Origin of the sequence: Mesorhizobium sp. M7A.F.Ca.US.010.02.1.1 (assembly GCF_004023085.1) — a bacterium.
Lineage (GTDB): Bacteria > Pseudomonadota > Alphaproteobacteria > Rhizobiales > Rhizobiaceae > Mesorhizobium.
Genome location: NZ_RZRV01000089.1, coordinates 1 through 4,556, shown reverse-complemented (window position 1 = coordinate 4,556; position 4,556 = coordinate 1). Strand labels below are relative to the sequence as shown.

The 4,556-nt window shown below is 59.4% G+C and carries 5 protein-coding genes; all 5 read left to right on the top strand.

Features of this window, described 5'->3' with window-relative positions:
* Positions 1–231 (top strand): Rieske 2Fe-2S domain-containing protein (locus tag EOA19_RS34670; RefSeq protein ID WP_164893125.1); only part of this gene is annotated, 231 nt, incomplete at its 5' end.
* A gap of 119 nt (positions 232–350) precedes the next feature.
* A complete protein-coding gene (locus EOA19_RS34665) occupies positions 351–1,958 on the top strand; it encodes an ABC transporter substrate-binding protein (protein WP_128306094.1) in 1,608 nt (535 codons plus the stop codon).
* 88 nt (positions 1,959–2,046) lie between these two features.
* The gene (locus tag EOA19_RS34660) at positions 2,047–3,093 is read left to right on the top strand and encodes an ABC transporter permease (protein WP_128306095.1); all 1,047 of its coding nucleotides are present in this window, start codon (positions 2,047–2,049) and stop codon (positions 3,091–3,093) included.
* Positions 3,090–3,974: an ABC transporter permease gene (locus tag EOA19_RS34655; protein ID WP_128306093.1), complete on the top strand. Its 885-nt coding sequence runs from the start codon at positions 3,090–3,092 to the stop codon at positions 3,972–3,974. Before EOA19_RS34660 ends, EOA19_RS34655 begins: the two co-directional genes overlap by 4 nt.
* On the top strand, positions 3,964–4,556 hold a 593-nt coding region (locus tag EOA19_RS34650), incomplete at its 3' end, for an ATP-binding cassette domain-containing protein (protein ID WP_164893124.1). The genes EOA19_RS34655 and EOA19_RS34650, both read left to right, overlap by 11 nt.

Here is a 4,556-nt window from a genome sequence, read left to right as displayed (position 1 = left end):
AATGTCTGTCCGCACCGCGGCGCTCCGCTTTGCGAGGGGCCGCAATGCGGCACAACCGCGCCCGTTGAACAGGCGCAATTCATCTATCATCGCGAAAACGAGATCGTTCGATGCGCCTGGCACGGCTGGGAGTTCGACATCAAGTCAGGCGCGGCCTTGGTCGATCCGTCCGTTCGCGCGCGCACATTCCCAGTCACCGTTGAAGCCGGCGGCATCTATGTGACGGCCTGATTGGCGCAGATCGATTGGGATTGGAAATTCGAAGGAAAGGTGGCGGGAGCCAATCAGCAGATCTGTTCGCAGGTGCTTGACAAGAAATAACGCGGAGAACTCCGCAATGGGAGAGTCAAATGTCAGAATCTGAATACAAGCTTGGTATCGCGCAAAGCCTGATCGGGGGCGGCAAGGTTTCCCGCCGCGACTTCATTCATCTTGGGCTGGCCGCGGGCCTGACCGTTGCCGCCGCCGACCGGCTGTTCGTGAGCACGGCGCGGGCCGAACCGATGCAGGGCGGCTTCGCCAAGCTCGGCATGGCTCATGGCGCGACGACGGATTCGATCGATCCGGCCGGCTACCCCGACACGTTCACACAGACCGCATTTTCGGGCTCGCTGTCCAACAGCCTCACTGAGGTCGACGCCAAAGGCAATGTCCAACCAGACCTCGCCGAGAGCTTTGAAACTTCGGATGGGGCCAAAACCTGGGCCTTCAAGCTGCGCAAAGGCGCAACCTTCCACAACGGCAAGAACGTGGCGGCGGATGACGTTGTGACTTCATTGCAATATCACATGGGCAAGGACACCAAATCGGCGGCGAAGTCGCTGTTGGACTCCGTCGCCGACGTCAAGTCGGACGGCCCGGAAACAGTGGTCTTCACGCTCAAAAACGGCAACGCCGATTTCCCTTACATTATGAGTGACTACCATCTGGTCATCATGCCGGCCAAGGACGGCAAGGCGGATTGGGCTTCAGGCGTTCGCACCGGTGCTTTCGTCCTCGAGAATTTCCAGCCCGGCGTTTCGGCCAAGCTCAAGCGCAATCCAAACTACTTCAAGAACGGCAAGCCCTATCTCGACGAGGTGGAGTTCATCGCCATCACGGATCTTGCCGCGCGCATGGCGGCGCTGTCCACGGGGGAGGTGGACTATATCGGCCGCGCCGACCTGAAGACCCTCGGCATGTTGAAACGCAATCCCAAGGTGGAAATCGTAGAAGTCACTGGCTACGGGCACTACACCTTGCCGATGAATGTCACGATGGCGCCGTTTGATAATCCGGACGTGCGAATGGCATTGAAATGGGCAATTAATCGCCAAGAAATCGTCGACAAGATCTTTCTTGGCCACGCCACTGTGGCCAACGACAACCCGATCGCGCCGGCCATCAAATTCGCCAAGGATCCGCAACCGCAACACAGCTTCGATCCGGAAAAGGCCAAGCACTACCTGAAAAAGGCCGGGATGGAGAACCTGAAGGTGGACCTCTCGGTGGCCGATGCCGCTTTTGCGGGGGCGGTGGACGCGGCTTCGCTCATTCGCGAAACGGCAGCCCAATGCGGCATCGACGTCAATGTCGTGCGTGAGGCCGAGGACGCTTATTGGGACAATGTCTGGCTGAAGAAACCCTGGTGCGCTTCCTATTGGAGCGGTCGGGCCACGGCCGACTGGATGTTCACGCAAGCCTTCGCCGCCGACTCCAGTTGGAATGAGTCTTTCTGGAAAAATCCCCACTTCAACGAATTGCTTGTCCAGGCGCGCGCCGAGACGGACGAGGCCAAGCGAGCGGCGATGTATGCCGAGATGCAGCAGTTAACCCACGATGACGGCGGCAGCATCGTGCTGGTCTTCAACAATTTCGTAAGCGCGCAATCCAAAAAGCTCGCACACGGTGATGTGGCGCCCAACTGGGAGAACGATGGACTGAAAATGGCCGAACGCTGGTGGATCGCCACGGCATGAGATGGCGGGCCGGAGCCGCGATGGTTTTGAGGGTCCGGCCGGCTTACTCCGAGTGCAGGGCTGCCGCCCAAAGGGAAACGCCACGCACATGAACCCCGTCGCAAGAACGGTCCTGCAGCGCCTTGGCCTCGGCCTGGTCACTTTGTTCATCGTGTCCATCATCATCTTCTCTGCGATCGCGATGCTTCCAGGCGACTTCGCCAAGGCCACGCTAGGGCAATCGGCGACGCCCGAAACGGTCGCCGCGTTCCAGCGGGAAATCGGCATCGATCGTCCGCCTGTCGAGCGCTACTTCGTTTGGGTCGCCCAGATGCTCCATGGCGATTTCGGCTCTTCGTTTGCGAGCCGCACCGGATATCGGCGTACCGTGGCCGAGATCATCGCACCACGCCTCTACAACACGATGTTCCTTGCAGCGGTGACTGCGCTGATAGCTGTTCCTCTGGCCTTGGGGCTTGGCATTCTGGCTGCGCTGTACCGCAACGGCTGGTTCGACCGGCTGGTGAATGTCGCGACACTGACAACCATTTCATTCCCGGAATTTTTCGTCGCCTATATGCTCGCCTACCTGGTGATCTCGCGCGACACGTTCATCGGATCCGATTTCGCTCAAACGCTGCCTCATTGGCTCACTGTCTCGCTGAACTGGGCGCTCAATGCGGTTCCCAAATTTCCGACATTGTCGAATGTGAACGATCAGACGCCATTTTGGGAGCATCTCTGGAAAGTGGCCCTGCCGGCAATCACCCTTACGCTGGTAATCGTGGCCCACATGATGCGCATGACCCGAGCGGCCATCATCAACATGCTGGCAAGCCCCTACATCGATATGGCGCGCCTCAAGGGAATGTCCCCGATGGTGATCGTGCTGAGGCATGCCCTGCCCAATGCCTGGGCTCCGATCGTCACTGTGGTAGCATTCAACCTGGCGTATCTCATCGTCGGAGTGGTCGTGGTCGAGGTCGTGTTCGTCTACCCCGGCATCGGCCAGCTGATGGTTGACGCGGTGAAATCCAGGGATGTTCCGGTTGTCCAGGCCTGCGCCCTGATTTTCGCCGCGACTTACATCCTTCTCAACTTGCTAGCCGACGTTATTTCCATCGCCACCAATCCCAGGCTCTTGCACCCGCGATGACCAGATCCGAATCTGTCGCGGCGGTTCGGAGGCTGAGGCGCTCGCGTGCGACCCGGGCGAAAACTGCGCTGAAGAAGGCACCGTTCAGCGCATGGTTCGGCATCGTCGTGATCCTCGGCTACGTTTTTGTTGCGGTCTTCGCGCACTGGATAGCCCCATATGGCGAGACGCAGGTTTTCAGCGAAGCCTTCGCGCCGTGGAGCCAGGAGTTCAAACTGGGAACCGATCAGCTCGGCCGCGACATGCTTACCCGCTTGATCTACGGTGCGCGCAACACCATCGCTATCGCGGTCGCGACCACGTTGCTGTCCTTCGCGGTCGGCGTCTCGCTCGGCCTTCTTGCCGCATTGTACAGGGGGTGGCTCGACCAGATCTTGTCGCGTGCGGTGGACGTGCTGATGTCAATCCCGAGTCTGATCTTCGCGCTGGTGCTGCTGACGATCTTCGGCTCGTCGATCACGAGCCTGATTGTCATCATTGCGCTTCTGGATTCCACCCGGGTCTTTCGGCTTTCTCGCGCCGTCGGGCTTAACGTGGCGGTGATGGAATATGTCGAGGTGGCACGATTACGCGGCGAGGGACCGAAATGGATCATCGCCAAGGAAATCCTTCCCAATGTCATGCCGCCACTGGTCGCCGAGTTCGGCTTGCGATTCTGCTTCGTGTTCCTGACAGTCGCGGCGCTGTCGTTTCTCGGCGTCGGTATTCAGCCGCCGACGGCCGATTGGGGATCAATGGTGCGCGAGAACGCGACCCTGATCACCTATGGCGATGTCACCCCGCTACTTCCGGCCGGCGCGATTGCTCTCCTTACCGTGTCCGTGAATTTCGTGGTGGATTGGTTCCTGCAAGCAACAAGCGGGTTGCGGGATGAAAAGTAGCGGTCCAGGCCCACGCGAAAAAGGAAAGGATCTGCTTCAAATCCGCAATCTGCATGTGGAGGGGTTTTCGGATGAGCGGTGGCATCCCATTGTCCACGGGGTCGATCTGACGCTGAAGCGGGGCCAGGTTCTTGGGCTGATCGGAGAGTCAGGCGCCGGCAAGTCCACCATTGGCCTTGCCGCAATGGGTTATGCCAAGCCGGGCTGCCGGATCACGCAAGGCTCGGTCCTGTTCGACGGGATTGATCTTCTGGCAGTCAATGAAAAAGGGCGTCGTCGCCTCAGGGGCTCCCGCATTGCCTATGTCGCGCAAAGCGCGGCTGCCTCTTTCAATCCGGCACATCGGCTGTTGGAACAAACCGTCGAAACCGCGGTGGCGCATGGAATTGCCGGCCGGGAAGAGGCGAACCGGAGCGCCGTCGATCTTTATCGACGCCTTCAACTCCCAGAACCGGAGACCATAGGCTTTCGCTATCCTCATCAGGTCTCCGGCGGGCAGTTGCAACGGGCAATGACAGCGATGGCAATGGCTTGTCGTCCGGACCTCATAATATTCGACGAGCCAACAACGGCGCTCGACGT